We start from the raw sequence: 26,987 nt of genomic DNA on the forward strand, positions 1-26,987 counted from the left end.
GACGCACCAGGGGCGGGGGCCCGCAGACCCCCGCCCCTGCCGCACCGCTCAGCTCTCGGCCGGTTCCGACGCGCCGTCGTCGCCCGCCGCCGGTGCGGCCTGCGCCGAGCCGTCCGCCGGCGCCTCGGCGCCGTCGTGCTCGTGGGCGTGCGCCGCGGCCGCCGCGATCGTCGCGAGCGTGGCCTTGACCGCGGCCCGCGCCTCCGACGTGACCTCCGGCAGGACCGGGACGGCCGGCTGCGGGAGGGTGATCCCGGTGTCCTTCGGCGCCGCGGCGCCCGAGCCGGAGCCGGAGCCGCGCTTGCGGCGCGACCGGGAGCGACCGCCCTCGGCGGGCTCGTCGGCGGCGGCACCGCCCCCGTTGCCCGCGGCGTTGCCGTTGCCGTGGTTGCCGTGGTCGTGGTTGCCGCGGTTGCCGCCCGACTTCTCGATCGGGTCGGTGTGCACGATGAACCCGCGCCCGTGGCAGTGCTCGCACGTCTCGCTGAACGCCTCGACGAGGCCCTGGCCCACGCGCTTGCGCGTCATCTGGACGAGGCCCAGCGACGTCACCTCTGCGACCTGGTGCTTGGTCCGGTCACGGCCCAGGCACTCGACGAGGCGGCGCAGCACGAGGTCGCGGTTCGACTCGAGCACCATGTCGATGAAGTCGATGACGATGATGCCGCCGATGTCGCGCAGCCGGAGCTGGCGGACGATCTCCTCGGCCGCCTCCAGGTTGTTGCGCGTCACGGTCTCCTCGAGCGTGCCGCCCGAGCCGGTGAACTTGCCGGTGTTGACGTCGACGACGGTCATCGCCTCGGTGCGGTCGATGACCAGCGACCCGCCCGAGGGCAGCCAGACCTTGCGGTCCATGCCCTTCGCGAGCTGCTCGTCGACGCGGTGCACCGTGAAGACGTCCTGCGTGCCCGTCCACTTCGAGACGCGCTCGCGCAGGTCGGGCGCGAGCTCCTCGACGTACGTCGAGATCTCCGACCACGCCCCGTCGCCCTCGACGACGAGCGAGCTGAAGTCGTCGTTGAAGATGTCGCGGACGACGCGGATCGCGAGGTCCGGCTCGCCCTGGAGCAGGGCGGGGGCCGACGCGCTCCTCGACTTCTTCTCGATGGCCTCCCACTGGCCGCGCAGGCGCTCGACGTCGGCGCGCAGCTCCTCCTCGCTCGCACCCTCGGCGGCGGTGCGCACGATGACGCCCGCGCCGTCGGGCACGACCTCCTTGAGGATCTTCTTCAGGCGGTTGCGCTCGGTGTCCGGGAGCTTGCGGCTGATGCCGGTCATGCCGCCGCCGGGGACGAACACGAGGTAGCGGCCCGCGAGCGTGATCTGCGACGTGAGGCGCGCGCCCTTGTGCCCGATCGGGTCCTTGGTGACCTGCACGAGCACGGAGTCGCCCGACTTGAGCGCCTGCTCGATGCGGCGCGGCTGGCCCTCGAGCCCGGCCGCGTCCCAGTTCACCTCGCCCGCGTACAGGACCGCGTTGCGGCCCTTGCCGACGTCGATGAACGCGGCCTCCATGCTGGGCAGCACGTTCTGGACGCGGCCCAGGTACACGTTGCCCGCCATCGACGCCTGCGACTGCTGCGAGACGTAGTGCTCGACGAGCACGCCGTCCTCGAGCACGGCGATCTGCGTGCGACCGTCGCGCTCGCGCACGACCATCGACCGCTCGACCGACTCGCGGCGCGCGAGGAACTCCGCCTCGGTGATGATCTGACGACGACGACCCGCGTCGCGGCCCTCGCGGCGGCGCTGGCGCTTCGCCTCCAGACGCGTGGAGCCCTTGAGCGCGGTGACCTCGTCGGCGAGGCTGCGCTCGCGCGGACGCGAGCGCGTCGTGGTCGCCTCGCCCTCGCTCCTGCTGCCCCGGCGGCGACGGCGACGGCGACGGCTCCCGCCGGCCTCGTCGTCACCCTGCTCGGCGTCCCCGGGCTCCTGGTCGCTCTCCTCGACGTCGGCCGACGCGCCGGTGTCGACCGGCTCGTCGTCCTGCGCCGACGGCGTGGCGTCGTCCTCGTCCTGGTCGCGGTCCTGCTCGCGGTCCTGGTCGCGCGCCCCGTCCGGACGACCACGACGCCCGCGGCCACCACGGCGGCGACGGCGGCGCGGGCCGGACTCGGCGTCGGCGTCGTCGGTCGAGGGCTGCTCCTCGGGCTCCTCGGCCTCGTCGAGCTCGACGAAGTCCTCCGGCCCGAACGCGTCCTCGGGGACCTCGACGCCCTCGGCGACGAGCTCGGACTCGATGGCCTCGATCTCCTCGACCGCGGCCGCGTCCTCGCCCGTGAGGACGAGCTCGGCGGCGGTGGGCGGCTCGGCCGGGGTCGACGGCTCGGCCGTCTGCGGCTCGGCCGCGCGGGACTCGGTCGCGCGGGACTCGGGCGCCGACGCCTTCCGGCCCCGGCGGCCGCGGGTCGCGGTGGCGGGCTCGGGCGTCGCCGTGGGCTCCGTCGCCGCGGTCGGCTCAGCCGCCGCGGTCGGCTCCGTCGTCGCGGGCGCCGAGGCGGCGGGCTCGACGTGGCGCGGCGGCCCGGCCGGGCTCTGCGCACGGCGCGGCCGGCGCGGCGCGGCGGCCGGGTCGGGCGCCTGGAACAGCAGCGCGGTCGTCGCGAGGCGCGGGGTGCTGGTCCCCGCGCCCGTCGCGGCGGGCGACGCCGGGCCGTCGGCCGGGGCCGACGACGCGGGCGCAGCCGGGCTCTCGGCCGCGGCCGGGCTCTCGGCCGCGACGGTCGCCTCCGCTGCCGCCTCGGCGGCGGGCTTCGAGGTGGCGCGGCGCGACCGGCGCGCCGGCTTCTTCGCGGGCTCCGCGGAGGTCGGCGCCTCCGCCTCGGCAGGCGTCGGCTCAGCGGCCGACGGCGCATCCTCCACCGCCGGGGCCGGGGTCTCCGCGGCCGGCGTCTCGGCAGCCGGAGCCGCCGCGGAGGTCGCGCGGCGCGACCGGCGCGCGGGCTTCTTCGCGGCGGGAGCCTCGACCGGCTCGGCCGCCGTGGGCTCGGTGGCAGGCGCGGGCTCGGTGGCCGACGGCGCAGCGTCGGCGGGCGAGGCGTCCGGCTCCGTGACCGGCGCGGCCTCGACGGCCGGGGCGGCCGTGGTCGTGCGCGTCGCGCGGGTGCGCTTGGCGCGCCGCGGAGCGTCTGCAGCGCCCAGCAGGGCGTCGGCGTCGGGCGCGACGGCCGGGGCGGGGGCCTGCTCGGCAGCGGGCGGTGCGCTGAGGCCGAACTCGGAGAGGACGTCGAGCGGCGCGTCGGCCGCCGGGGCCTTCGCCTTCTTGCCGCCGCCCTGGGCGCGGCGCGTCGTGCGGGCGCGGGGGGCGGGCTCCGTCGCCGACGGTTCCGCCGGGACGTCGTCGGTCGCCGGAGCCGCCGCAGCGGTCGGGGCGGCGGGGGCCGCGTCGGCCGCCGGAGCGGCGACGGACGGCGTGGTGCGGGTCGCGCGGCGCGACCGGCGCGCAGGCTTGGTCGTGGCCTCGGCCTCGGGTGCGCCCGCGGGCGCTTCGGGCGCCGGGGTCGAGTCCGCGGTGGCCGCCGCGGGCTCGGCGACGTCGGAGGCAGCCGTCGCCGCGGGCGGCGTCTGCGGCGGTGCCGCGCTGCGCGTCGCACGACGGCGCGCGGGCTTGCGCGCCGGGGTCGTCGGGCTCTCGGCCCGGTCCGCGACGGAGTCCGCCGTCGGCTCTGAGGGGGTGCTGTCGGAGGTGCTGTCGAGCGTCACGCGTCGTGCTCCTGCTGCCACAGGGACCGCCCCGCACCGTACGGCCCGTCGGGCGGTCGGTCGTCGCTCGGGACGAGCGCACCGGAGCGCGTCGTCCGGCGACGGAAGTCGTCGGTCACGGCCGCGGTCCGCGTGCGCGGCGCGGGCGCCTGCCACCCGGGCCCTTCGCCCCGGTCGGCGCGCCGACTGCCGCGGTCCGCTGGTGCCGCGATCTCGTGCTCGCCGGGTGAGCGATGCGGAGCCCTCCCGGCTCCGCCCAGTATCGCACAGGGGTGCGGACGAACCCGGGCGACACGCACCGCGCCCCGGGCCACCGGTCCCGCCGACCCGGGACCAACGTCCCGGGACCTTGTGAACATAGTCACAAGCGGCGTGTTTTCAGCACTCAGCGTCATTTCCGCGCCTGCCGATGCGGCAGATTGGCACTACCGTCGGAGGAGACGGCCGGTCGCCCGACCGCCTGCTCCGACAACACTCCCCAGACCCCGTTGTCCTTCCCCGACCCGGTCGGGCCCCCCGAGGAGCGCACGTGGATGCCCTAGCCCTGGCGCGGTGGCAGTTCGCCATCACGACCGTCTACCACTTCATCTTCGTCCCGCTGACGATCGGGCTCTCGCCCCTCGTCGCGATCATGCAGACGGCGTGGGTCCGCACCGGCAACGAGCGGTGGCTGCGCCTGACGAAGTTCTTCGGCAAGCTGCTGCTCATCAACTTCGCGCTCGGCGTCGTGACCGGCATCGTGCAGGAGTTCCAGTTCGGCATGAACTGGAGCGAGTACTCGCGCTTCGTCGGCGACGTGTTCGGCGCCCCGCTCGCCATGGAGGCGCTCGCCGCGTTCTTCATCGAGTCGACGTTCCTCGGCCTGTGGATCTTCGGGTGGGACCGCCTCAACAAGAAGGTGCACCTCGCGTGCATCTGGGCCGTCGCGATCGCGACCAACCTCTCCGCGTTCTTCATCCTCGCCGCGAACTCGTGGATGCAGCACCCGGTCGGCGCGATCTACAACCCCGAGACGGGGCGCGCCGAGATGAACGACATCGGCGCCGTCCTCACGAACAACACCCTCTGGGCCGCGTTCCCGCACCAGATCACGGCCACCTTCCTCACGGCCGGCACGTTCGTCACGGGCATCGCCGCCTGGTGGATGGTCCGCCTCGTGCGCACCCGCAAGGCGGAGAACGTCGAGCTCGCGCGCGACGTCTACCGCCCGGCCGTCACCCTCGGCGTCATCGCCATGCTCGTCGGCGGGCTCGGGGTCGCCGTCTCCGGTGACATCCAGGGCAAGATCATGTACGAGCAGCAGCCCGGCAAGATGTCGTCGGCCGAGGCGCTGTGCCAGGGCTCGGAAGGTGCCGCGTTCTCCATCCTCACGATCGGCGACCTGTCGAACTCGTGCGAGAACGTCACGCACCTCATCGAGATCCCCGGCCTCGCGTCGTACCTCGGGACGGGCCACTTCTCCGGACCGGAGTCCTACCTGCCCGGCGTCGAGGACGTCCAGGAGCAGATGACCGAGCGCTACGGCGACGTCACCGCCTCCGGCGACCCCGTCACGTACACGCCGAACCTCGCGATGACCTACTGGTCGTTCCGCCTCATGATCGGCATGGCCGCCGGCTCCGTGCTCCTCGCGCTCATGGCGCTGTGGCTCACCCGCAAGGGCCGGGTCACGGACAACAAGTGGTTCGCGCGCGTCGGCCTCATCGCCATCCCCATGCCGTTCCTCGCGAACTCGTTCGGCTGGATCTTCACCGAGATGGGCCGCCAGCCCTGGGTCGTCGCGCCGAACCCGACGGGCATCGACCAGATCCGGCTGCTCACGGAACGTGGCGTCTCCACCGTGGTGAGCCCCGGCGTCGTGCTCACGTCGATGATCGTCTTCACGCTCGTCTACGGGGCGCTGGCCGCGGTCTGGTTCACGCTCATGCGGCGCTACGCGATCGAGGGCGTCCCGCTCACGGTCCGCGACGAGTCCCCGGAGGCCCAGGAGCCGCCGGACGAGGACTCCGAGGACGCCGACCGTCCGCTGTCCTTCGCGTACTGACCCGACGCGCCTGAACCCGCCCAGAAAACTCAGGAGACATCGTGGATCTCGCCGTCGTCTGGTTCGTGCTCATCGCGGTCCTGTGGACCGGCTACCTCGTGCTCGAGGGCTTCGACTTCGGGGTCGGCATGCTGCTGTCGATCCTCCCGCGCGGTGACAAGGAGCACCGCGAGAAGGAGCGCCGCGTCCTCATCAACACTATCGGCCCCGTCTGGGACGGGAACGAGGTCTGGCTGCTCACCGCGGGCGGTGCGACGTTCGCCGCCTTCCCCGAGTGGTACGCGACCCTCTTCTCCGGCTTCTACCTGCCGCTCCTGCTCATCCTCGTCGCGCTCATCGTGCGTGGCGTCGCGTTCGAGTACCGCGGCAAGATCCGCGACGAGGGCTGGGCGCGCCGCTGCGACGTCGCGATCCAGGTCGGGTCGTGGGTCCCGGCCGTGCTGTGGGGCGTCGCGTTCGCCAACCTCGTGCGCGGCGTGCAGCTCGACGCCGACCACCAGTTCGTCGGCGGCTTCTTCTCGCTCCTGTCGCCGTTCGCGCTCCTCGGCGGTCTCGTCACGCTGAGCCTGTTCCTGCTGCACGGCTCGGTCTTCGTCGCGCTCAAGACCGACGGCGAGATCCGCGCCCGCGCTCGTCAGCACGCCTCCGTCTTCGGCGTGGCCGCGCTCGTGCTCGCCGGCGGCTGGGCCGTCTGGGCCCAGGTCGCGTACTCGGTGCCCTGGACGTGGGCCGCCGTCGTGCTCGCCGCCGCCGGGCTCGTGACGACGCTCCTCGCGAACCGCAAGGGCTCCGAGGGACGCGCGTTCACGGCGTCGGCCCTGACGATCGTCGCCGCCGTCGTGCTGATCTTCGGCTCGATGTACCCCGACGTGATGCCCGCCGTCGACCCGGCGAACTCGCTGACGGTGCACAACGCGTCGTCGACCGACTACACGCTCACCGTGATGACGTGGGTCGCCGTGATCCTCACGCCGCTCGTCATCGCCTACCAGTCGTGGACGTACTGGGTGTTCCGCCGCCGCCTGTCGACGAAGGACATCCCCGCGCCCGCGGGCCTGTCGCTCAAGAAGGTCCGCGAGGCGGCGTTCGGCGGGGCCTCCTCGGGCGGCTCGACCGGCCGCGGCCTGACCGACGGCGGAGGCTCCGGCTCGTGAAGCCGCTCGACCCGCGGCTCCTGCGCCACGCGCGGGCCGCGCGAGGGTACGTCGTCCTGACGGCGGTGCTCGGGTTCGCCACGGCGGCCCTGGTCGTCGCCCAGGCCCTCGTCCTCGCGTCGGTCCTCGCGCCGGCCGTCCAGGGGACGGCCGACCTGGCCGACCTCGGGCCGCGGGTCGGGCTGCTCGCCGCCGTCGTCGCCGCGCGCGCCGGCACCTCGTGGGCGCAGGAACGCTTCGCGCTGCGTGCCGCGACGCGTACCGTCGCCGAGCTGCGCGAGCAGGTCGTCACGCACGCGGTGGCGCTCGGCCCGCGCTGGCTCGCGTCGGGACGCGGCCCCGAGGTCGCGACGCTCGCGACCCGCGGGCTCGACCAGCTCGAGCCCTACATGGTGCGGTACCTGCCCCAGCTCCTGCTCGCCGCCACGGTCACGCCCGCGACGCTCGCCGTCGTGCTGGGCCTGGACTGGGTCTCGGCCGTGATCATCGCCGTGACCATCCCGCTCGTCCCGATCTTCATGACGCTCGTCGGGCGCCTCACCGCGGGGACGTCGGAGCGGCGCCTCGTCGTCATGCAGCGGCTCGGCGCGCAGGTGCTCGACCTGCTCGCGGGCCTGCCGACGCTCCTCGCGTTCGGCCGCGCCCGCGGCCCCGAGCGGCGCGTGCGCGCGCTCGGCGAGGCCAACCGCCGCGCCACGATGGGCACGCTGCGCGTCGCGTTCCTCTCCGGCATGGTGCTCGAGCTCCTCACGACCCTGTCCGTGGCCGTCGTGGCCGTCGGTGTGGGCCTGCGCCTCGTGCACGGCGGCATGGAGCTCGAGCCGGCGCTCACCGTGCTCGTGCTCGCGCCCGAGGTCTACCTCCCGCTGCGCCAGGTCGGCCTGCACTTCCACGCCTCGACCGACGGGATCGCCGCGGCCGAGCAGGCCTTCGCCGTCCTCGACGAGGACGCGCCCGCGCGAGGCACCGCGCCCGCGCCCGCGCTCGCCGGGACGACGCTCGCCCTGCGCGGCGTGAGCGTGCGGGCCGGGGAGCGCGACGTGCTCGCGCCCGCCGACCTCGACCTCGAGCTCCGGCTGGGGACGTCGTCGGGCCGCGTCGTGGCCCTCACCGGGCCGAGCGGCGCGGGCAAGACGACGACGGCGATGGTCCTCCTCGGCCTCGTGCGGCCCGACCGCGGCGCCGCGACCCTCACCGCGCCGGACGGCGCCCGGCTCGACCTGGCCGACGTCGACCCCGAGACGTACTGGCCCCAGGTCGCGTGGCTCCCCCAGCGCCCCGTGCTCGCGCCGGGGCGGCTGCGCGACGTCGTCGCCGGCGGCCTCGACGTCACCGACGCCGACCTCGACCGCGCGGCGCGCACCGCCGGCCTCGACACGGTGCTCGCCACGCTGCCCGCGGGCTGGGACACCGAGGTCGGGCGCGGCGGCGTCGGGCTGAGCGTGGGCCAGCGCCAGCGCGTCGCGCTCGCCGCGGCGCTGCTCGGCGACCCCGCGCGCGTCCCGCTCGTCGTGCTCGACGAGCCGACGGCGCACCTGGACGCACGGGGCGAGCAGGTCGTGCTCGACGCCGTGCGCGCGTTCCGCGACCAGGGGCGCACCGTCGTCGTGGTCGCGCACCGCGCCTCGCTCGTGCGCGCCGCGGACGACGTCGTCGAGGTCCGCTCCGCGCCGCTCGACCCGTCCCCGGCGGGCGCCGACGACGCCCCGGCTGACCCCGACGCCACCGCCGTGACCGTCGGCGCCCCCGCCTCCACGACCCCCGAGGGGAGCGTCCCGTGACCGGACCTCGTGCCCGCCTCGCCGCCGACCCGCTGTGGCGGGCGGTCGGGCTGCTCGACGTGCGCTGGCGCCGCGTCGTGTGGGCGGTCGTGCTCGGCACGCTCTCGCTCGGGAGCGCCGTCGGTCTCGCGGCGGCCGCGGCGTGGCTCATCGCGCGCGCCTCGCAGATGCCGCCCGTCCTCACGCTGTCCGTCGCCGTCGTGGGCGTGCGCGCGTTCGGCATCTCGCGCGGCGTCTTCCGGTACCTGGAGCGGCTCGCCTCGCACGACGTCGCGCTGCGGGGCATGGCGTCCCTGCGCGCCAACCTCTACACCGCGCTCGCCCAGGGCTCGCCCGCCGCGCTCGTCGGGCTGCGGCGCGGCGACCTGCTCGCGCGCGTCGGCGCGGACGTCGACGCGGTCGGCGACGTCGTCGTGCGCGCGTTCGTGCCCGCCGGGGTCGCGCTCGCCGTGTCGGTCGGGTCCGTCGTGCTCGTGGGCGCGTTCCTGCCCGCGGCCGGGGTCGCGCTCGCGCTGTGCCTGCTGCTCGCCGCCGTCGTCGCGCCGTGGCTCTCCGCCCGGTCGGCGCGCGAGGTCGAGGCGCGCGGCGCCACGACGCGCGCGGCGATGACCGCCACGACGCTCGAGATCCTCGAGGAGTCCGGGCCGCTCGCCGTGTCCGGCCGCCTCGGCACGCGCCTCGACGACCTGCGCGCGACCGACCGGGCGCTGGCCCGCGTGACCGACGACGGCGCCCGCCCCGCCGGGGTCGCGGCCGGGATCGCCGCGCTCGCCGTCGGCCTCGCGGTGCTCGCGTCGCTCCTGCTCGGCATCCCGGCCGTCACCGCCGGCACGCTCGCGCCCGTCGAGCTGTCGGTGATCGTCCTCACGCCCCTCGCCGTGTTCGAGGCGGCGAACACGCTGCCCGCCGCGGCCGTCCAGCTCCACCGCTCGCGGCAGGCCGCCGCGCGCGTGGTCGGCCTCCTCGACGCGCCCGCGACCGTGCCGGGCCGGACCGCGTCCCCGGCGCACGGTGTCGGCGACGGCGACGCCCCGGGCCGGGCCCGGGACCCGCGCACGTCGCTCGTGCTCGACGACGTCGCGGCCGGCTGGCCGGGCACGGGACGCACCGTCGTCGAGGGCGTGGACCTCACGCTGGCGCCGGGGCGCGCGGTCGCCGTCGTCGGGCCGTCGGGCGTCGGGAAGACGACGCTGCTCGCGACGGCCGCCGGGCTCGTCCCGGAGGTCGCGGGGCGCGTGCTCCTCGACGGCGTCGCGACGGCCGACCTGCCGCGCGAGGACGCGGCGCACGGCGTCGTGCTCGTCGCTGAGGACGGGCACGTGTTCGACACGACCGTGCTGGAGAACCTGCGCGTCGCGCGCGGCGACGTCACGACCGAGGAGGCCGACGCCGCCCTGCGGGCCGTGGGGCTCGACCCGTGGCTCGCCGCGCTGCCGGACGGCCTGGAGACGCTGCTCGGCCCGGACGCGACCACGGTCTCGGGCGGCGAGCGACGCCGTCTGCTCGTCGCCCGCGCGCTCCTGTCCCCCGCGCCGCTGCTGCTGCTCGACGAGCCCGCCGAGCACCTCGACGCCGCCGGCGCCGACGCGCTCGTGCGGCACCTCGTCGCGACGACGCGCGCCGCGCAGGACCGGCGCGGCGTCGTCCTCGCGACGCACCGGCTGAGCGCGCTGGAGGCGGTCGACGAGGTGCTGCTGCTCGGCGCCCCCGACGGCGCGCCGGACGGCGCCCCCGCACGCGTCGTCGCGCGCGGGACGCACGCCGAGCTCCTCGAGCTCCCCGCCTACCGCTGGGCGCTCGACCAGGAGGCTCCCGCGGTGCGGTGAGCCCGCGGGCTCAGCCCTCGCCGAGGCGCGCGAGGAACAGCGCCTCGCCGACCGCGAGGTTCTCGATCTCGCTGGGCGCGACCGACTCGTTCGGCGCGTGGATGAGGCACGCGGGCTCCTCGACGCCGAGCAGCACGATCTCCGCGTCCGGGTACTGGCCCGCGAGCACGTTGCACAGCGGGATCGAGCCGCCCTGGCCCGCCGTGACCGTCTCGCGCCCGTACGCGTCCGCGAGCGCCCTCGTGAGCGTGTCGAACACGTGCCCGCTCGTGCGGGCCGCGAACGGCTGCCCGACGGCGTCGCGCTCGACCCGCACCCGGACCCCCCAGGGGGCGTGGGCCTCGAGGTGCGCGACGAGCCTGTCCTGCAGGTCCTGGGCGTCCGCGCCGGGCGGCACGCGCAGGTTGAGCCGCGCGGACGCGCGCGGCTGGATCGCGGCCGCCGAGCCGACGACGCTCGGGGCGTCGATCCCGAGGATCGTCACGACGGGCCGCGCCCACAGCCGGTCGGCGACGCTGCCGGTCCCGACGAGCCCGACGCCGTCGAGCACGCCCGCGTCGCGGCGGAACTGGTCCTCGTCGTACGCGACGCCGTCCCACGTGCCGTGCGCGACGGCGGGCGGCACGCCGTCGATGGTCGTGTCGCCGCGCTCGTCGCGCAGGCTCGCGAGGATCGCGACGAGGGCCGCGAGCGCGTCGGGCGCGGCGCCGCCGAACATCCCGGAGTGGATCTCGCCCTCGAGCGCCTCGACGTGCACGACGACGTTCGCCGCGCCCCGGAGGGTCACGGTGAGCGTCGGGAGGCCGAGCTCGGCGTTGCCGGTGTCCTGGACGAGCATCGCGTCGGCCGCGAGCGCCCCGGGGTTCGCCTCGACCCACCGGTCGAGGCCGCCCGTCCCCTGCTCCTCGGAACCCTCGACGACGAGCCGGACCCCGACGGGGAGGTCGTCGCCACCGAGGGCGCGCAGGGCCCGCAACGCGGTGAGGTGCGTGACGACGTTCCCCTTGCAGTCGGCGGCGCCGCGCCCGTAGAGGCGGCCGTCGCGCTCGGTGAGCTCGAAGGGCGGGCTCGTCCACGCGGCGTCGTCGAGGGGCGGCTGGACGTCGTAGTGCGCGTAGAGCAGGACGGTGGGTGCGCCGTCGGGTCCGGGACGGTGGCCCAGGACGACCTGCGACCCGTCGGGCGTGACCTCCAGGCGCGTGTCGATCCCCTCGGCGCGGAACGCGTCGGCCACCCACCGCGCGGCGCGCTCGCACTCGGCGCGGGGGTAGAGGCGCTCGTCGGCGACGGACGGGATGGCGACGAGCGTGCGCAGGTCGTCGAGCGCGCGCGGCAGGAGTCCCTGCACGGCGGCGCGCACCTCCTCGACGTGCCCGGTGACGTCGGGTCGTGCTCCGGTGCTCGGCTGGCTCACGCGTCCTCCTCGGTCGTGGTCCCGGTGGTGGGGTCGGTGCCCTCGCTGCCCTGCTCGGTGGTGCGGCCGGGGTCGAGGTCGAGCGAGTCCACGTAGGCGTCGAACGCGTCGAGCTGGTCGGGGCAGTAGACCTCGATGACGAGCCGGTCGCCGGCGAGGCGGCGCTCGTCGAGCACGGAGGGCCGCAGGCCCGGGCCGGCGGCCCCGTTCGCCGCGCCGAGGTTCGCCGTCGCCTCGACGAGCGCGGCCGGGTCGGCGCAGAAGCCGCCGCCGTCGTCGCCGAGGACGTCGGCGATCGTCTCCTCGCTGAAGGCGGTGATCCCGATCGCGGCGAACCGCTCGTGCAGCTCGGCCGCCTTCTGCTCGGCCTCGCGCGCGTCGCGGTTGGACCGCACGTCGTCGAAGACGATCAGCATGACTGCGCCGAGGGCGACGAGGAGCAGCGCGACGGCGGTGTACGTGACCCACCGCTTCGAGGAGACCGGCTCGGGCTCGTGCTCGGGGACGTGGGCGGGCCGGGTCGTGGTCATGCTGCCTCCCCCTCCCCCGCCTCGTCCGCGGCCGCGATCGCGGCCGCCTCGGGGTCCCGCCACGACGGCTTGCGCAGGAGGTAGAAGAGCGCTGGGACGAGCAGCCCGATGATCCCCAGGCCGCCGCCCACGATGAGCACGTACACGCCGACGTTGCCGCTGGAGAACTGGGCGGGCGGCACGAACCCGATGATCATCGCCGCCACCGACGCGCAGAACCCGACGACGCACAGGAGCGTCAGCGCGGGCGCGCGGTAGCCGCGGGGGTGGTCGGGCGCACGACGGCGCAGCCGCACCGCCGCGACGAACAGCAGCAGGTACATGACGAGGTACACCTGCGTCGTGATGACGGACAGGATCCAGTACGCGCTCGAGACGTTCGGGATGAACGCGTAGAGGAGCGCGATACCGGTCGTGATGACGCCCTGCGTGACGAGGATGTTCTGCTGGACGCCGTGCTTGTTGAGCCGCTGCAGGAACGGCGGGAGGTAGCCCTCCTCGCGCGCGACCGTGAGCAGGCCCTTGGACGGCCCGGCGAGCCACGTGAGCATGCCGCCGAGCGACGCCGCGATGAGCATGAGGCCGAGGACCGGCGTCAGCCAGCTCACGCCGAAGTTGGCGAAGAACGCGTCGAACGCCTGCATCACCCCGGCGGTGAGGCTGAGCTGGTCGGCGGGGATCACCCAGCTGATCGCGACGGCCGGGAGGATGAAGATCACGAGCACGAGCCCGATCGCGAGGAACATCGACCGCGGGAACTCCGTCGCCGGCTTGCGCAGGCTCGTCACGTGCACCGCGTTCATCTCCATGCCCGCGTACGACAGGAAGTTGTTGACGATGAGCACCAGGGACGCGAGCCCGGTCCAGGCCGGCAGCAGGTGCTGCGCGTCCATGGGCGCGGCCGACGGGTTGCCCTGGGCGAGGAAGACGATGCCGAGCACGACGAGGATCGCCGCCGGGACGAGCGTCCCGATGATGAGACCCCAGCTCGACAGCCCCGCGACCGTCTTGGTGCCCTGGGACGAGAGCCACACGCCCGTCCAGAAGAGCACGACGATGACGATCGCCACGTACAGCCCGTTGCTCGCCAGGCTCGGGTCGATGACGTAGGCGAACGTGCTCGCGACGTACCCGAGCAGGCTGGGGTAGTAGAAGATCGTCATCGCGAACTGGCACCAGATCGCGAGGAAGCCGAGCGGCTTCGAGACGCCGTCCGCGACCCAGCGGTACACGCCGCCGGACCACCCCGACGCGAGCTCGGCGGACACGAGCGACGTCGGGAGCAGGAACACGAGCGCCGGGACCACGTAGAGGAACACGGCCGCGAGGCCGTAGACCGCCATGGTCGGCGCCGCGCGCAGGCTCGCGACCGACGACGTGATCATGAACGCGAGCGTGAGCCACGTGATGTAGTTCTTCGGTGTCCGTGCCGTGATCGCCGCGCGCACCTCAGCGTGCGTCGGCGCGCCCGTGGACGAGCCCATCCCCACCCCCGAAGCCGTGACCCCGCCGGGGCCGACCGGGACGGCGCGCGGCCGGCGCGTCGTCGGAACACCGCGAACATATCGCCGCGGGGCAGGTCGCGCCTGGGGAGTCGTCCGGCCCCTGCCGGGGGCGCGGACCGGGAGCCGCACGGGCGCGGGGTCAGCGCGGGGTCAGCGCCGGGCAGGCAGCGGGCTGGCGGCGGGCCGGCACAGGGCCACCACGACCGCGGTGATACGTTCGCGAGGCGGCCCGACCGCGCAGCGCGGGGGTCGTGACCACACCACGGACGACCCCCTGGGAGCAGCGTTGAAGATCCTCGTGCCCGGCACCATCGCCCTCGACGTGCACGCCGGCCCGGACGACGAGGTCGTCGTGTACGACGCCGCGGCCCCGTTCCGCCCCGAGGACGCCGACGCCGAGGTGCTCGTGGTGTGGGGCGGCTCCCCGGAGAACCTGGCCGACGCCGCGGCGCGGCTCACGCGCCTGCGCTGGGTCCAGACGCTCGCCGCCGGCCCGGACGCCGTGCTCGCGGCCGGGTTCGGGCCGGACGTGACGATCACGTCGGGCCGGTCCCTGCACGACGGCCCCGTCGCCGAGCACGCGCTCGCGCTGGTCCTCGCGGCCGTGCGCCGGCTCGACGTGCTCGGGGCGGCGCAGCGCGAGCACCGGTGGGACACCGCGGTGAACCGGGCGCAGGCGGACCCGGCGACGGCCGCGCGCTACACGCTCGACGGCGCGCGCGTGACCGTGTGGGGCTTCGGCTCGATCGCGGCCCGGCTCGCGCCGCTGCTCGCGGCGCTCGGGGCGGACGTGACGGGCGTCGCGAGCGGCCGCGGCGAGCGCCACGGCTTCCCCGTCGTGACCGACGACGACCTCCCCGACGTGCTCGCCTCGACCGACGTGCTCGTCTCGCTCCTGCCCGCCCTCGACACGACGCGGCACGCGTTCGACGCCGCGCGGATCGACCAGCTCCCCGACCACGCGGTCTTCGTCAACGTGGGCCGCGGCGCCACGGTCGACGAGGACGCGCTCGTCGCCGCGCTGCACGACGGTCGGCTCGGCGGCGCCGCGCTCGACGTCACCGGGTCCGAGCCCCTGCCTGCGGAGTCACCCCTGTGGGACGCGCCGCGCCTGATCCTCACGCCGCACGTCGCGGGCAACCGGCCGCAGCGCGCGTCGGAGCTGGTGAACGCCAACCTCGACGCGCTGCGCGCGGGCCGCGAGCTCCGCAACGTCGTCCCCCGCTGAGTGCACGAAAGAGTCGCGTCCGGGTCGACCGGACGCGACTCTTTCCTTAACTCAGCGTCGGGGGCGCTGTCGGAGGCCTACCAGCGGCCGTTGCGGGGGCGTGGCTGGCAGCGCGGGCACGTGTACGACGAGCGGTTCATGAACTCGTCGCGCCGGACGGGCGTGCCGCACCGGGGGCACGGCTCGCCCTCCTGCCCGTACACCGCGAGCGACCGCGAGAAGTAGCCCGACTGCCCGTTCACGTTGACGTAGAGGGCGTCGAAGCTCGTGCCACCCTGCGCCAGGGCCTCCGTCATGACCTCGGCCGCCGCGTCGAGCAGGCGGTGCGCCTCGGGACGACGCAGCGTGTCCGTCGCGCGGGCGTAGTGCAGCCGGGCGCGCCACAGCGCCTCGTCCGCGTAGATGTTGCCGACGCCGGACACGACGGTCTGGTCGAGCAGCGCGCGCTTCACGCCCGTCCGCCGACGCCGGATCGCGTCCACCACGTCGTCGCGCCGCAGCGACGGGTCGAGCAGGTCCCGGCCGATGTGCGCGACCGGAGCCGGGACCGCGGCGAGGTCGGACCCGAGGCCGCCGGGGGCGCCGTCGGGCGTCGGCACGAGGTCCTGGACGGACAGGTGCCCGAACGTGCGCTGGTCGACGAAGTCGAGCGCCTGCGCACCGTACGCGGTGCGGTCGTCGTGCTCGAGCACCACGCGCACCCGCAGGTGCGGCGAGCGGTCGGCGAGCGCGACGCCCGAGCGGACGAGGAGCTGGCCCGACATCCCGAGGTGGGCCAGCAGGGCGGCGGCGGGGCCGTCGTCGGACCCGGCGGCGGGTTCGAGCGGGAGCCAGAGGAACTTGCCGCGCCGCACCGCGGCGCCGAACCGCTGGCCGAGCAGCTCGTCGCGGAAGCCCGCCGGCCCGCCCTCGTGGCGCCGCACGCTGTAGTCGCGGGACACCTCCACGTCGACGACGCGGGCGCCCACGACGTGGCGGGCGAGACCGTCGCGGACGGTCTCGACCTCGGGCAGCTCAGGCACCGGCGTCCTCGGCCGCGACCGGCGAGGCCGCGGACCCGTCCTCGTCCTCGCTCCCCTTCTCGCGCTCGCGCTCGGCCTGCTCCGCCGCGAGCGCGCGGTACGCGCGCTCCGCGGCCTCCTGCTCGGCGTACTTCTTCGCCGTCCCGCTGCCCGTGCCGTAGAGGCGGCCGTCGAGGTGCACGTACGACGTGAAGACCCGCGCGTGGTCCGGCCCGACGGCGTCGCTCGAGTACGAGGGCGCGCTCAGCCCGGCCGCAGCCGCGGCCTCCTGGAGCGACGTCTTCCAGTCGAGCCCGGCACCGAGGCCGGCCGCTGCCGAGAGCGTCGGCTCGACGAGCTCGAGCACGAGCCCGCGGGCCGGCTCCAGACCGTGGCTCAGGTAGACCGCGCCGATGATCGCTTCGACCGTGTCGGAGAGGATCGAGTCCTTGTCGTTGCCGCGCGTGCGGATCTCGCCCTTGCCGAGCAGCACGTACTGCCCCAGGCCGAGCCGGCGCGCGATCGCGGCGAGCGACTTCTGCGAGACGGTCGCGGCCCGCATCTTGGCGAGCTCGCCCTCGGACAGGTCGGGGTGGCGGCGGTAGAGGGTCTCCGTGACGACGAGGCCCAGGACGGTGTCACCGAGGAACTCGAGACGCTCGTTCGTGGGGATGCCGCCGTTCTCGTGCGCGAACGACCGGTGCGTGAGCGCAAGCACGAGAAGCTCGGGGTCCAGATGGACCCCGAGCTTCTCGAGAAGACCGGATGCCGGTGCAGCCGGTGCCACGCGCCTCAGCCTGCGTGCTCGGTGCGCAGCGCCTCGGCGTACTGGCGGCCCTTGTAGGTACCGCACGTCGGGCACGCCGCGTGCGACAGCTTGTCGCCCTTGCACTGCGGGCAGGTGGTGAGGTTCGCGGCGGTCGTCTTCCACTGCGAACGACGCGCACGGGTGTTGCTGCGCGACATCTTGCGCTTCGGAACAGCCACGGCTAGCTCTCTTTCGTCTCGTCGGACACGTTCGAGGTGTCGAACATGCTCTCCAGCGCCGACCACCGAGGGTCGACAAGTTCGTGGGTGTGGCCCGGGTCGTCCGCCAGGCGCGCACCGCACTCGGAGCACAGCCCCGGGCAGTCCGCTCGGCACACCGGACTGAATGGTAGTGCAGTGACGACCGAATCCCGTAGCGCGGGCTCGATGTCCGCGAGGTCGCCGTCCAGCTCGTAGACGTCCTCGGCGTCCTCCAGGTCGTCGCCCGACTCCTGGGCGGCCTTGGCGCGCTCCGGGTAGGCGAACAGCTCGCCGAGCTCGACCGAGACGTCCTCGTGCACCGTGTCGAGGCAGCGCACGCACTCCCCGACCGCGTGGCCCGTCACCGTCCCGGAGACGAGCACGCCCTCCATGACGGCCTCGAGGCGCAGGTCGAGCTCGAGCTCGCTGCCCTCGGGGATGCCGATGACGGCGGTCCCGAGGTCGGCCGGCGCGGGGACGGTCCGGCGGACCGTCAGCATGCTCCCGGGTCGCCGACCGAGCTCGTGCGTGTCGAGCACGAGCGGCGACGTCTTCTCGGCGGTGATGGTGCGCTCCAGGATCGGAGCCCGCAGGCGTGGGTGCCCGCGGACGGTGGTCAACGATGGTCGGGGGCCGGCGACCGCTCGACGGCGGGTGCCAGGCACGGGTCGACGCGTGACGCGACGAGCCCAAACATCGATCTTACGTCACCGGACGCCGTGGTCGCCACCGTCGCGGTGCCGCCCGCGGCGGCCGTCGGGCCCGACGACCGTCGCGCCCGTCAGCGGGCCGCGCGCTCGCCGCCGCGCTCGCGCATCGTCGCCGGGAACGGCGACTCGTCGGCGTCGCCGAAGCGGTCGCCGAGCCGGTCCGCGAGCTTCGCGCGGCCCGCCTGGACCTGCGCGAGGAGCTTGCCGAGGTCCACCTCGAAGTCCGCGAGCCGCCGGTCGCAGTAGTCGTCGGCGTCGCGCCGCAGCACGGCCGCCGCCTCCTCCGCCTCAGCGACGATGTCGCGGGCGCGCGCCTCCGCCTGGACCACGACCTGCTCCGTCTGCACGAGCTCGATCGCGCGGGCGCGCGCCGTCGTGAGGATCTCCTCGGCCTGCCGGTGCGCGTCCTCGAGCACGGCGTCCGCCTGCGCGAGCACCTCGTCCGCGTGCGCGAGCTGCTCCGGCAGCGCGCCCCGCAGCTCGTCCAGGAGCGCCAGGGCGTCGCCCTTGTGCACCAGCACCGAGGCGGACATCGGCATCGTGCGCGCCGACTCGACGAGGTGCGTGAGGTCGTCGAGGATCGCGTTCAACCCGACCTGCGCCTCCTCGCCCGCGTGGTCCTCGTGCGTCGGCCGTCGGCCCTGCTGCTCGCTCACGTACCCGGTCCTTCCCGTCGTGCTCACCTGCTGGTCCCCTGCGTCCGTGCCAGCGCCGCCCGGACGGCGTCGCCCACCCCCGGCGGGACGAGGTCGTCCACCGGTCCCCCGTACCGCGCGATGTCCTTCACGAGCGACGACGCCACGTGCAGGAGCGCGGCGTCGCCCGCGACGAACACGGTCTCGACGCCCGCGAGGTGCCGGTTCATCAGCGCCATCGGCAGCTCCGCGTCGAAGTCCGCGCCACCGCGCAGGCCCTTGACCACCGCCGTCGCGCCGGCCTCCCGGCAGAAGTCGACGAGCAGCCCCGGCACGACCTCGACGCGGACGCCGTCCAGCCCCGCGTCCCGCACGGCGGACCGGGCGAGGTCCACGCGCTCGTCGACGCTCAGGAGCGCCGACTTCGACGCGTTCCGCGCGACGCCGACGACGACCTCGTCGAAGAGGGCGCGCGCACGGCGGACGATGTCGAGGTGGCCCAGGGTGATCGGGTCGAACGACCCGGGACAGACGGCTGTGGTCACCTCGTCACGGTAGTACACGGGGGCCGCCGGACCCCGGCGGCGCGGCCGGGCGCGCGCCGACCGCCGTCGGGCGCGACGATGGTCGGCGTGACCACCCCCGCCGTCGTGCCGCTCACCGACCCCGCGCTGCTGCGCTCGCTGCACCGCGACGTCCTCACGCCGTCGTTCCCCCCGGCCGAGCTCGTCGACGAGCAGGAGCTGCTCGATGCCCACGCGAGCGGGCGGCTGCGCAGCCTCGGCGTCGTCGAGGAGGGCCGCGTCGTCGCCGGGGTGGTCGGCGAGTGGTTCGCCGACGCACGCGCCCTCCTCGTGCTCTACCTCGCGATCGCCCCCGGACGCCGCGGGGGCGGGGTCGGGCGCCGCCTCGTCACCGCCGCGCTCGACGACTGGCGCGCGCTCGACCCGCTCGTCGTCGTGGGCGAGGTCGAGCACCCCGCGCACCACGCCGGCAGCGAGGCCTACGGCGACCCGGTCGCGCGGCTCCGGTTCTACGCGCGGCTCGGGGCCCGCGTCCTCGCGCTCCCCTACTTCCAGCCCGGCGACGGCCCGGGCGGCGAGCGCGTGCCCGCGCTCCTCCTCGTGTCGTTCCCCCTCGGGCCGCACGCCGCCGGCGACGACGTCCCGGCCGCACCGCTGCGCGCCTTCCTCGCGGAGAACCTCCGCGAGAGCGAGGGCACGCTCGCCGACGACGCCGCGACCCGCCGCCTGCTCGACGCCGCGGGCGGGGACCGCGTCCGTCTCGTCGACCCGCACGACCCCGCCGCCCTCGCGACCGTGCCCGTCGGCACGCTCGCCCCGGCCGAGACCCGCGCCCCGACGACCTGACCAGGCGGTCCCGGCAGGCCGAGCAGGCGGTCCGGGTGCGTCAGCCGACCCGGACCAGCCGGAACCACCTGGTCGACGGGCTACGCGTCGTCGGGGAGCTCGGGGCCGACGAAGAACACCGCGGTCTCGCCGTAGTCCTTGTGCGCCACCAGCTCCCAGCCGGCGGGCCACGTCGGCTCGGGCGTGCGCGTCGAGCGCTCGACCACGACGACGGCCGACGGGTCGAGCACGCCGGGCACCGCGAGGTGGGCGAGGACGCGCTCGAGCGCCTCGGCCGTCACGTCGTAGGGCGGGTCGACGAGCACGAGGTGGTAGGGGCCGTGGCCCGCACGCCCTGGCGTCGGTGCCCCGGCCGCTCCGACCGCGTCGCCGGCCGCCGCTCGCTGCGCCGCGGCCGCCGCCACGCCGGCGACGAAGGTCTCGGCGGGCTGCGCGACGACGCGCACGTTCGGCAGACCGAGCGCGGCGACGTTGCGCCGTGCGACGTCGGCCGCGACCCGCGCGGAGTCGACGAGCGTCACGTCGGCCGCCCCACGGCTCGCCGCCTCGAGGCCGAGCGCGCCGGAGCCCGCGTAGAGGTCGAGGACGTGCGCGTCATCCACGACGCCGAGGTGCTCGAGCCGGGAGAAGATCGCCTCCCGCACGCGCTCGCTCGTCGGTCGCGTGCCGCGGGGCGGGACCTGCAGCGTGCGCCCACCGACTGTTCCCGCCACGATCCTCGTCACGCGCCCACCCTACGCAGAGGCCGCGCCCGGCCGTCACGCACGTTCGAGGAACTCCTCGCGCTCGGGGTCGAGCTGCTCGCGGATCGCGGCGGCGAGCGCCGGGTGGTCCGCGAGGTCCGGGTCCTGCGCGACGACCTCCGCCGCGTCGGCGCGCGCGGTCTCGATGACGTCCGCGTCCTTGACGACCCGCAGGAGCCGCAGCGAGCTCGCGCGCCCGGACTGGGCGGCGCCCAGGACGTCGCCCTCGCTGCGCAGCTCGAGGTCGACGGTGGCGAGCTCGAACCCGTCCGTCGTCCGGGCGAGCGTCTCGACGCGCGTCGCGGCAGGCGTGCCGGGCTGCGCGGTCGAGACCAGCAGGCACAGCCCGGCGGCGGAACCGCGCCCGACGCGCCCGCGGAGCTGGTGGAGCTGGGAGATGCCGAACCGGTCCGCGTCGAGCACGACCATCGCCGTGGCCTCCGGGACGTCGACGCCGACCTCGACGACCGTCGTGGAGACGAGCACCTGGACCGCTCCCGACGCGAAGTCGGCCATCACGGCGTCCTTCTCGGCCGGCGGCATCTGGCCGTGCAGCACGCCGACCGTCAGCCCGGCGAGCCGCGGGTGGGCGCGGAGCTCCTCCGCGACCTCCAGCACGGCGCGCAGCGGTGCCCGTTCGACGGCGTCGGGCTCCTCGGGGTCGAGCAGGAAGTCGGGGACGTCGTCGAAGTCGTCGTCTCCCTTGCCACCCGCGCCGGCGTCCGGCTCGTCCGGGTGGATGCGGGCGCACACCACGTACGCGCGGTGCCCGGCGTCGACCTCCTCGCGCACGCGTGCCCACGTCCGCTCCATCCAGGCCGGGTTCCCGGCGGGCACGACGTGCGTCGTGATGCCCGACCGCCCGGCCGGGATCTCCGTGAGCGACGACGTCTCCAGGTCGCCGAACACGGTCATCGCGACGGTGCGCGGGATCGGCGTCGCCGTCATGACCAGCAGGTGCGGGGCGGCGCGGGCCTTCGCCCGCAGCGCGTCGCGCTGCTCGACGCCGAACCGGTGCTGCTCGTCGACGACCACGAGCCCGAGGTCGGCGAACTGCACGTTCTCGGAGAGCAGCGCGTGCGTGCCCACGACGATCCCCGCCGCGCCGCTCGCGGCGTCGAGCAGGGCCTCCTTGCGCGCGGCGGCACCGAGCGAGCCGGTGAGGAGCGCGACGCGCGTCCCGTGCTCGGCGCCCCCGAGGAACCCGCCCTCGGCGAGCGGACCGAGGAGCGCCCGCAGGGTCCGCGCGTGCTGCGCGGCGAGCACCTCGGTCGGCGCGAGGAGCGCCGCCTGACCGCCGGCGTCGATCACCTGGAGCATCGCACGCAGCGCGACGACGGTCTTGCCGGAGCCGACCTCGCCCTGGAGGAGCCGCTGCATCGGTCGCGCGAGCGCGAGGTCGTCGGCGATCTCCCGGCCCACGTCGCGCTGCCCCTGGGTGAGCGTGAAGGGCAGCGCCGCGTCGAAGTCGGCGAGGATCCCGGGCTCGCCCTCCGGCCGCGGCGGGCGGGCGGTCGCGGGCTCGGCGGCGGCCCGCGCTCGCCGCTGCGCGAGCGCGGCCTGGAGGACGAACGCCTCCTCGTACCGCAGGCGGTCGCGACCGCGGCGCCACTGCTTCTCGTCGTACGGCTCGTGGACGTCGCGCAGCGCCTCGAGCCGGGTGCCGAGCCCGTGCCGCTCGCGGACGGCGTCGGGCAGCGGGTCGGGGACGTCCTCCTCGCGCAGCGGGTCGAGGACGGTCCGCACGGCGGGCTGGATCTTCCAGCTCGGGATGCTCCCGCTCGCGGGATAGATGGGGATGGGCCGGCTCGCCTCGAGGACGGCGCTCTCGGCGTCCTCGGCGTCGTCGTCCATGCCGATGATCTTGTAGTCGGGGTGCGTGAGCTGGCGCGTGCCCCGGTAGAGGCCGACGACGCCCGTGAACAGGCCGTGCCGACCCGGCGCGAGCCGCTGCTCGTGGTACCGCAGCACGTTGGGGCTCTTGGCAAAGAACGTCAGCGAGAGCTGCTGCGGGCCGTCCGTCACGACGGCCTCGAGGATGGCGCCAGCGCGGTTGCGCATGCGCCGGACGGTGGCGCTGCGGACCTGGGCGACGATCGTCACGTGCTCGCCGAGGGCGAGCCCGCCGAGGTCCGTGAGACGGCCGGGGTCGCCGTAGCGGCGCGGGTAGTGGCGCAGCAGGTCGCCCACGGTCTCGAGGCCGAGCTTCGCGAGCGGCCCCGCGCTGCGCGTCCCGACGGCCCGGGTCAGCGGCTCGGCCAGACGGTCCGTCATGCCCCCACCGCCTCGTCCGTGCCGTGGTGGACGACGGCGCCCTCCGCCGCGAGCGCGACGGTGCCGCCGTCCCGGCCCGAGCGCAGGAGCACCAGCTCGGCCCCGGACCGGGCGGCCGCGGGGGCGAGCTCGTCGAGCGCCGGGAGCGGGACGTCGTCGTCCGCGAGGACCGTGACGACCTCGGCGGGGCTCGCGAGCAGCGTCTCCAGGAGCCCGACGAGCCGGACCGCGACCTCAGGACCGTGCGCACCGGCCGTCGTCGCCCGGGACGTGCGCACCGTGGCGAGCGCCGACCGGACGGCGTCCACGCGCGCGGGGCCGTCGGCGAGCTGGGCGGCGGCGAGGGCGACCGTCACGTGCAGGTCCGTCGGCGCCGGGAGCACCTCGAGCGTCGCGACGCCGTCCTCGCGCAGGGCCGCGCGGAGCGTCGCGACGTCCCGCTCGGGGAGGTCGCCGCCGGGCAGCACGACGACGTGCGCCGCCCGCGCGTCGACGGCGACGCGGTGCAGCGCCGCGAGGTCGGGCGCGCCGGGCTCCTCGCGCAGGAAGACGACGGCGCCCGCGCGCGCGAGGTCCGCGACGAGCCCCGGCGCGGTGGTCACCGCGACGAGCCCCGGCTCGTCGGACGGGCCACGGTCCGCCGACGCGTCACCGGACTCGGGAAGGTGACCGTCCCCGTGCGCGCCGGGCAGGTGGCGCACCCGGACCTGCCGCAGCGCGGCGGGCTCCTGCACGTGCCCCCGCGAGTCCCGGCCGGAGGCGGCGGCGAGCACCGCCCGCCCGGCCACCACCGCGGCCATCGGGTCGTCGGTGTGGACGTGCGCCTGCCAGAGCCCCGAACCGTCCTCGCCCGCGCCGCCGACGACGACGACGGAGTCCCCGATCCCGGACAGGTCGGACCGCAGCCTCTCCCCCGGTCCCGCGGACGTGCCCACCGCGCCGCCGAGGGCGCCGCCCGGCAGATCGACCACGTACATCACCTCGAACTCGCCCCCCTCGTGCGCGGCCTCGGCCCCCGGCGCCGCCGCCGCGGACGACCCGGTGACCGGCGTCATGCCGGACATCATGCCCAGCACCTCCGACACGACCGGCGCGGGGGTCGCCGGGGCCGTCACGAGCCCGCCGAGCCGCTCGTCGACCCGCTCGTCGGCGGTCCCGTCGCTCGCCTCGTCGGTCCGCTCGTCGACGTGCTCGTGGTCCGGCTCACCGGTCCGCTCGTCGAGCGCCGCGACGAGCGCGCCGAGCACGAGGACGAGGCCGAGGGCGCCCGCGTCGAGCACCTGGGCCCGCGCCAGCGCGTCGAGCTCGCCGGTGCTGCGCAGCGCCGCCGCGCGGGCGCCGTCCCGGGCCGCCGCCGCGACCGCCCCGGGCGAGACCACGCCGTCGGGTGCCGCTGCGGCGACCGCGCCGGCCGCCGCCTCGGCCGCCGCGTCCGCTGCCGTGAGGATCGTGCCCGGCGCCGGGCGCGCGACAGCGCCCCGGGCCGTGCGCGCGGCGCGGTCCAGGCCGGCGGCGAGCGCCGCGCCCGAGACGCTCCGGTGCTCGGCGAGCTCGAGCGCGAGCCCGCGCAGGTACTCGCTGAGGATCACGCCGGAGTTGCCGCGGGCCCCGACGAGCGCCCCGCGCGCGAGACGTACGAGAAGGTCGCCCGCGCCACCCCCGGCCGCCGCCCCGGCAGGGAGCGCCCGGACGGCGTCGAGCAGCGTGAGGTACATGTTCGTGCCGGTGTCCGCGTCGGCCACGGGGAAGACGTTCACGCGGTCGAGCGACGCACGCGCCTGGGCGAGGGCGTGGACACCACCACGACCCCACGCGACGACGACGGCGGCGTCGACCACGTCGGCTCCGGGGCTCACGTCGGGACGGCTCCTCGTACGCTGGGGACGGCCCGGCCGCGCGCGGCGGGTCGGACGACCGGGCGGTCGTCGGGACCACGGTAGTCAACGCGGCCCGCGGTCGTGGGCGGAGGCGCCCCGGGTCCGGCGTGATCCGTGCGACGCGGACCCGGTTTGAGCTGAGGCCCTCGGATCGGCTACCCTGACGAGGTTGCCCGGGTGCTTCGCGCGCCCTCGACACCGTCGAGGAGCCGCCGAGGGACACCGGGCCGGACACCCTACAGACCATTCAGGACGTCGCGGCTGCGTGCGCGACGTGCACGACGATCAGGAGAAACCGTGGCTGCCAACTGCGACGTCTGCGGCAAGGGCCCGGGCTTCGGGCACAGCATCTCGCACTCCCACATCCGCACGAAGCGCCGCTGGAACCCGAACATCCAGCGCGTGCGCGCCGTGGTCGCGGGGACGCCCAAGCGCCTCAACGTGTGCACCTCGTGCCTCAAGGCCGGCAAGGTCACCCGCCCCGCCTGAGTCGCGCGACTCCTCCACGAGAGCGCCTGCCGGTCCCCGGCGGGCGCTCTCGTCGTCTGCGCGCCCGTCGAGCGGTCGCCCGACCTCCGGAGATCTCCTGAAGATCCGGACAAACGGGCTTGGTGTATCTCCGCCCGGGTGGCAGTCTTTGTACATGGTGACGGAACTGAGCGAGGTAACGATCCGCCCGGCCGGCCCCGCGGACGCGCGCGCCATCGCGGCCGTGCACATCGCGTCGTGGCGCGGCGCCTACGCCGGCATCGTGCCGGACGAGTATCTCGCCTCGCTCGACCACGACCAGCGCGAGAAGCACTGGGTCCAGAGCCTCGGCACCGCCGGCGCGCGCACGTGGCTCGCCGACGCCGACGGCCGCACCATCGGCTTCGCCACCCTCGGTCCCGGCCGCGACGAGGACGCCGAGCCCGGGGACCTGGAGATCTACGCCATCTACCTCGACCCCGAGTCCTGGGGCCGCGGCGTCGCGCGCGACCTGATGCGCACCATGCTCGGCGAGGTGGGCCCGGGTACCACCGTGACGCTCTGGGTCCTCGAGGACGCCGAGCGCGCTCGCCGGTTCTACCGCCGGCACGGGTTCAGCCCGGACGGGGTCGAGCGCCGCGACGACATCGGCGGCAAGGACCTCACCGCGGTGCGCTACCGCCGGAGCTGACGCCCGCGCTCAGGCGCGGAAGTGGTCCCACCCCGACGACCGGCGCGGCACTGCGCCGTCCAGGCGCGCGCCCGGGCCGTCGTCGTCCGCCGGACGCACCGTGCCGAGCGGTCGGAACCCGGCAGGGAGCGGCGCCGTCGCGGGGAACGTGGCGAGCAGGCCGTGGTCCTCTCCCCCGGACAGGACCCACCCGTCGACCAGTCCCGCCCCGTCACCCTCGCCCGCGAGCACGGCGGCCGCGTCACGCAGCCGGGAACGGTCGGCGTCGAGCGCGCCCGTGTCGAGGTCGACGACGACGCCGCTCGCCCGCGCGACCCGCCCCGCGTCGCGCAGCAGGCCGTCCGAGACGTCCATCATCGCCGTGGCCCCGGCGTCGGCCGCGACCGGGCCGGCGGCGAGCGGCGGGTCGGGACGCAGGTAGGCGGCGACGAGCGCGTCGTCGACGTCCGGGCGACCGGCGTCGAGCAGCGCGAGCCCCGCGGCGGACCGTCCGAGGGTCCCGGCGAGCGCGACGACGTCGCCCGCACGGGCCCCGCCGCGCAGCACCGGATCCCGGCCCTCCAGGTCCCCGTGGACGGTCACGGCGACCACGACCTGGTCCCCTCCGGACAGGTCGCCACCGACGACCGCTGCCCCGAGCGGGGTGCACGCGTCGGCCAGCCCGCGCGCGAGCCCCGTGACCCAGTCGACCGGCAGGTCGCCCGGCATGACGAGCGAGACGACGAGCGCCGCGGGGCGCGCGCCCATGGACACCACGTCGGCGAGGTTCTGCACCGCCGCGCGCCGACCGACGTCGTACCCCGTGGACCAGCGCCGACGGAAGTGCCGGTCCTCGACGAGGACGTCCGTAGACACGACGTAGCGGCCGTCCGGCGCGGCGACGACCGCGCAGTCGTCCCCGGGCCCGACGAGCGTCGAGGGGGCCGTGGGCAGCAGGGGGAGGATCCGGGCGAGGAGCGCCTCCTCGGGCACGTCGCGGACCAGCAGGGGCGTCTCGCTCACGCGGCCACCCTAGTCGCCGCCCGG

General features: G+C 75.7%; 23 protein-coding genes. 8 read left to right on the forward strand and 15 right to left on the reverse strand.

Annotated features, from left to right (window positions below):
- Positions 1-48 precede the first annotated feature (48 nt).
- Positions 49-3,702, reverse strand: a complete 3,654-nt coding sequence (locus AC3WT4_RS03330) for an Rne/Rng family ribonuclease (protein WP_492314714.1) — start codon at positions 3,700-3,702, stop codon at positions 49-51.
- Positions 3,699-3,821: a hypothetical protein gene (locus tag AC3WT4_RS03335; RefSeq protein ID WP_492314715.1), complete on the reverse strand. Its 123-nt coding sequence runs from the start codon at positions 3,819-3,821 to the stop codon at positions 3,699-3,701. The genes AC3WT4_RS03330 and AC3WT4_RS03335 overlap by 4 nt, the downstream gene beginning before the upstream one ends.
- A gap of 410 nt (positions 3,822-4,231) precedes the next feature.
- Here AC3WT4_RS03335 and AC3WT4_RS03340 point away from each other — a divergent pair, with 410 nt between their 5' ends.
- From AC3WT4_RS03340 to cydC, 4 genes are read left to right on the forward strand one after another with little or no spacing between them, the layout of a single operon-like run.
- A complete protein-coding gene (locus tag AC3WT4_RS03340; RefSeq protein ID WP_257418554.1) occupies positions 4,232-5,746 on the forward strand; it encodes a cytochrome ubiquinol oxidase subunit I in 1,515 nt (504 codons plus the stop codon).
- 41 nt (positions 5,747-5,787) lie between these two features.
- Positions 5,788-6,900 carry a cytochrome d ubiquinol oxidase subunit II gene (gene cydB / locus AC3WT4_RS03345; RefSeq protein WP_085387659.1) on the forward strand — a complete coding sequence of 371 codons (1,113 nt, stop codon included), beginning with the start codon at positions 5,788-5,790 and terminating at the stop codon, positions 6,898-6,900.
- Positions 6,897-8,681 (forward strand): thiol reductant ABC exporter subunit CydD, encoded by a 1,785-nt coding sequence (gene cydD, locus AC3WT4_RS03350; RefSeq protein ID WP_492314716.1) that lies wholly within the window; start codon positions 6,897-6,899, stop codon positions 8,679-8,681. The genes cydB and cydD overlap by 4 nt, the downstream gene beginning before the upstream one ends.
- Positions 8,678-10,507 (forward strand): thiol reductant ABC exporter subunit CydC, encoded by a 1,830-nt coding sequence (cydC, locus tag AC3WT4_RS03355; RefSeq protein ID WP_492314717.1) that lies wholly within the window; start codon positions 8,678-8,680, stop codon positions 10,505-10,507. Before cydD ends, cydC begins: the two co-directional genes overlap by 4 nt.
- A gap of 10 nt (positions 10,508-10,517) precedes the next feature.
- On the opposite strand, the gene AC3WT4_RS03360 is transcribed toward cydC, so the two are convergent.
- Genes AC3WT4_RS03360 through gadC form a run of 3 tightly spaced genes read right to left on the reverse strand, consistent with a single transcriptional unit; the run spans position 10,518 to position 13,935 of the window.
- Complete coding sequence (locus AC3WT4_RS03360; RefSeq protein ID WP_492314718.1) at positions 10,518-11,921, reverse strand: dipeptidase; 1,404 nt, start codon at positions 11,919-11,921, stop codon at positions 10,518-10,520.
- A complete protein-coding gene (locus AC3WT4_RS03365) occupies positions 11,918-12,451 on the reverse strand; it encodes a hypothetical protein (RefSeq protein ID WP_074809804.1) in 534 nt (177 codons plus the stop codon). Before AC3WT4_RS03365 ends, AC3WT4_RS03360 begins: the two co-directional genes overlap by 4 nt.
- The gene (gene gadC, locus AC3WT4_RS03370; protein WP_257418548.1) at positions 12,448-13,935 is read right to left on the reverse strand and encodes a glutamate/gamma-aminobutyrate antiporter GadC; all 1,488 of its coding nucleotides are present in this window, start codon (positions 13,933-13,935) and stop codon (positions 12,448-12,450) included. Before gadC ends, AC3WT4_RS03365 begins: the two co-directional genes overlap by 4 nt.
- 307 nt (positions 13,936-14,242) lie before the next feature.
- Between gadC and AC3WT4_RS03375 the strand changes: the two genes are divergently transcribed.
- Complete coding sequence (locus tag AC3WT4_RS03375; protein ID WP_108050980.1) at positions 14,243-15,184, forward strand: NAD(P)-dependent oxidoreductase; 942 nt, start codon at positions 14,243-14,245, stop codon at positions 15,182-15,184.
- A 77-nt stretch (positions 15,185-15,261) separates the two neighbouring features.
- Here the strand turns inward: AC3WT4_RS03375 and mutM are convergent, their stop codons facing one another.
- The 6 genes from mutM to coaD all read right to left on the reverse strand — a co-directional run bounded on the left by mutM (position 15,262) and on the right by coaD (position 19,083).
- Complete coding sequence (mutM, locus tag AC3WT4_RS03380) at positions 15,262-16,206, reverse strand: bifunctional DNA-formamidopyrimidine glycosylase/DNA-(apurinic or apyrimidinic site) lyase (protein ID WP_108050982.1); 945 nt, start codon at positions 16,204-16,206, stop codon at positions 15,262-15,264.
- A complete protein-coding gene (gene rnc / locus AC3WT4_RS03385) occupies positions 16,199-16,972 on the reverse strand; it encodes a ribonuclease III (protein ID WP_492314719.1) in 774 nt (257 codons plus the stop codon). Before rnc ends, mutM begins: the two co-directional genes overlap by 8 nt.
- 5 nt (positions 16,973-16,977) lie before the next feature.
- Positions 16,978-17,172, reverse strand: a complete 195-nt coding sequence (rpmF, locus tag AC3WT4_RS03390) for a 50S ribosomal protein L32 (RefSeq protein WP_021482203.1) — start codon at positions 17,170-17,172, stop codon at positions 16,978-16,980.
- Positions 17,173-17,174: 2 nt separating this feature from the next.
- A complete protein-coding gene (locus AC3WT4_RS03395) occupies positions 17,175-17,693 on the reverse strand; it encodes a YceD family protein (protein WP_186810393.1) in 519 nt (172 codons plus the stop codon).
- Between the two features lie 281 nt (positions 17,694-17,974).
- On the reverse strand, positions 17,975-18,559 hold the full coding sequence (locus AC3WT4_RS03400; protein WP_286186243.1) for a hypothetical protein: 585 nt from the start codon (positions 18,557-18,559) through the stop codon (positions 17,975-17,977).
- 23 nt (positions 18,560-18,582) lie between these two features.
- Positions 18,583-19,083, reverse strand: coding sequence for a pantetheine-phosphate adenylyltransferase (gene coaD, locus AC3WT4_RS03405; protein ID WP_074809926.1), 501 nt, complete (start codon positions 19,081-19,083; stop codon positions 18,583-18,585).
- Between the two features lie 87 nt (positions 19,084-19,170).
- Between coaD and AC3WT4_RS03410 the strand changes: the two genes are divergently transcribed.
- Complete coding sequence (locus tag AC3WT4_RS03410) at positions 19,171-19,908, forward strand: GNAT family N-acetyltransferase (protein WP_492314720.1); 738 nt, start codon at positions 19,171-19,173, stop codon at positions 19,906-19,908.
- An 80-nt stretch (positions 19,909-19,988) separates the two neighbouring features.
- Here the strand turns inward: AC3WT4_RS03410 and rsmD are convergent, their stop codons facing one another.
- Genes rsmD through AC3WT4_RS03425 form a run of 3 tightly spaced genes read right to left on the reverse strand, consistent with a single transcriptional unit; the run spans position 19,989 to position 24,781 of the window.
- The gene (rsmD, locus tag AC3WT4_RS03415; RefSeq protein ID WP_074809809.1) at positions 19,989-20,633 is read right to left on the reverse strand and encodes a 16S rRNA (guanine(966)-N(2))-methyltransferase RsmD; all 645 of its coding nucleotides are present in this window, start codon (positions 20,631-20,633) and stop codon (positions 19,989-19,991) included.
- 33 nt (positions 20,634-20,666) lie between these two features.
- On the reverse strand, positions 20,667-22,925 hold the full coding sequence (gene recG, locus AC3WT4_RS03420) for an ATP-dependent DNA helicase RecG (protein ID WP_492314721.1): 2,259 nt from the start codon (positions 22,923-22,925) through the stop codon (positions 20,667-20,669).
- Entirely contained in the window at positions 22,922-24,781 is a 1,860-nt protein-coding gene (locus AC3WT4_RS03425) for a DAK2 domain-containing protein (protein WP_492314722.1), read from the reverse strand. Before AC3WT4_RS03425 ends, recG begins: the two co-directional genes overlap by 4 nt.
- A gap of 318 nt (positions 24,782-25,099) precedes the next feature.
- Between AC3WT4_RS03425 and rpmB the strand changes: the two genes are divergently transcribed.
- Together rpmB and AC3WT4_RS03435 are read left to right on the forward strand one after the other, a co-directional pair.
- On the forward strand, positions 25,100-25,291 hold the full coding sequence (gene rpmB / locus AC3WT4_RS03430; RefSeq protein WP_024840757.1) for a 50S ribosomal protein L28: 192 nt from the start codon (positions 25,100-25,102) through the stop codon (positions 25,289-25,291).
- Between the two features lie 154 nt (positions 25,292-25,445).
- A complete protein-coding gene (locus AC3WT4_RS03435; RefSeq protein WP_021483587.1) occupies positions 25,446-25,961 on the forward strand; it encodes a GNAT family N-acetyltransferase in 516 nt (171 codons plus the stop codon).
- A gap of 9 nt (positions 25,962-25,970) precedes the next feature.
- Here the strand turns inward: AC3WT4_RS03435 and AC3WT4_RS03440 are convergent, their stop codons facing one another.
- The gene (locus tag AC3WT4_RS03440; RefSeq protein ID WP_492314723.1) at positions 25,971-26,963 is read right to left on the reverse strand and encodes a thiamine-phosphate kinase; all 993 of its coding nucleotides are present in this window, start codon (positions 26,961-26,963) and stop codon (positions 25,971-25,973) included.
- Positions 26,964-26,987: the final 24 nt, after the last annotated feature.

This window comes from Cellulosimicrobium sp. EB106-03-01-XG111 (assembly GCF_058792115.1).

Coding starts and splice junctions, on each gene's coding strand:
- AC3WT4_RS03365 (WP_074809804.1), bottom strand. CDS start 12,451: ATGACCACGACCCGGCCCGCCCACGTCCCCGAGCACGAGCCCGAGCCG.
- gadC (WP_257418548.1), bottom strand. CDS start 13,935: ATGGGCTCGTCCACGGGCGCGCCGACGCACGCTGAGGTGCGCGCGGCG.
- AC3WT4_RS03395 (WP_186810393.1), bottom strand. CDS start 17,693: ATGCTGACGGTCCGCCGGACCGTCCCCGCGCCGGCCGACCTCGGGACC.
- recG (WP_492314721.1), bottom strand. CDS start 22,925: ATGACGGACCGTCTGGCCGAGCCGCTGACCCGGGCCGTCGGGACGCGC.
- AC3WT4_RS03435 (WP_021483587.1), top strand. CDS start 25,446: ATGGTGACGGAACTGAGCGAGGTAACGATCCGCCCGGCCGGCCCCGCG.